Annotated in this window: 3 protein-coding genes; all 3 read left to right on the forward strand. The window is 59.6% G+C overall.

Going from position 1 to position 1,181, the window contains the following annotated elements; genetic code table 11:
* Positions 1–790, forward strand: a 790-nt coding sequence (locus ACE4YL_RS08315; protein ID WP_461369500.1) for a reverse transcriptase/maturase family protein, incomplete at its 5' end; no start/stop codon positions are given.
* A complete protein-coding gene (locus ACE4YL_RS08320) occupies positions 787–981 on the forward strand; it encodes a hypothetical protein (RefSeq protein ID WP_461369501.1) in 195 nt (64 codons plus the stop codon). The genes ACE4YL_RS08315 and ACE4YL_RS08320, both read left to right, overlap by 4 nt.
* A 3-nt stretch (positions 982–984) precedes the next feature.
* Positions 985–1,181 (forward strand): hypothetical protein (locus tag ACE4YL_RS08325; protein WP_461369502.1); only part of this gene is annotated, 197 nt, incomplete at its 3' end.

Below are 1,181 nucleotides of genomic sequence, written 5' to 3' on the forward strand. Positions count from 1 at the left end.
CAGGATCGTGCACCAGGTAGTCTCAGGCGCGATCCTCCCGTGTTGGTTGCCGACATTCATCAGGGATACCTATGCCTGCCTGACGGAGCGTGGTACCCACGTCGCCGTTGACCGGCTGCAGCAGTTCATGCGCCGACACCCTGAGAGCACAGGCTACGTGCTGCAGCTGGACGTAAAATCCTACTTTGCAAGCGTCGACCACAGGATTCTCCTCAGCCTCCTTGCGAAGAGGATCCGGGATCGGCAGATGATGCACCTGATCCGACAGATCGTCGAGAGTTACGAGGACGCGCCGGGCGTCGGTATCCCGCTCGGGAACCTGACGTCACAGGGTTTCGCGAATATCTACCTGCACGAACTAGACATGTTCGCGAAGCACGGGCTCCGGATCAAGCAGTATCTCAGGTACATGGACGACATCACGCTCGTGCATGATGACAAAGCGCAGCTCTGGGAATGGCGCGACGAGATTGAGACGTTCCTGACCGACCGTCTCCACCTCCGACTCCATCCAGACAAGCAGGTGCTGACCCCGGTCGATTGCGGCGTCACGTACCTCGGATACCGGGTCTATCGGGACCACATCCGAGTCCTGGCACGGAACGTCCGCAGGGTTTACCGGAGACTCAGGCAGATGGAGGCGGGGACGTTCAAGGGAGATGCTCGGGCGTCGATATCGTCGTGGGTCGGCTACGCGAAGCACGCCGATACTCACGGGCTGAACTGCCAGATCGCCGAACGACATCCGTTCCTACGGGTAGCGTTCAATCCAATTGAGGCAAAACTATGACGGGAAAACAGATTATGCGGGTTCACACTGCCGCTGGCGTCGAGGAGATCGACGCCGACCGGCTGATTGTTGAGGGAGATGAGTACGTCCTCTTCCGGGGGGATGCTGAGGTTCGGCGGGTGCCGATTGCCGACATCGTATCTGATGGTGAGGGGATGAATGGGATCGAGACGATCTATAGTCGGAGTTGAATCATGATGCGGTACACTCTCGCGAGGTTTACCGCCCTCGGCACCCTCCAGTCTTGCGCCGTCGAGGTTGCAGGCGAGAGTGCTACTGTTGACGCCACCCGGTCGTTTGCAGCGGCAGACCGGATCGCCGAGGTTGAGGCCCCTTTGGAGGTCTGGCTGGATGCACAGGCATACCTGGTCGCAGCTCCGTCGTACCTGGT

Origin of the sequence: Candidatus Darwinibacter acetoxidans (assembly GCF_041936445.1) — a bacterium.
Lineage (GTDB): Bacteria > Bacillota > Limnochordia > Darwinibacteriales > Darwinibacteriaceae > DTU010.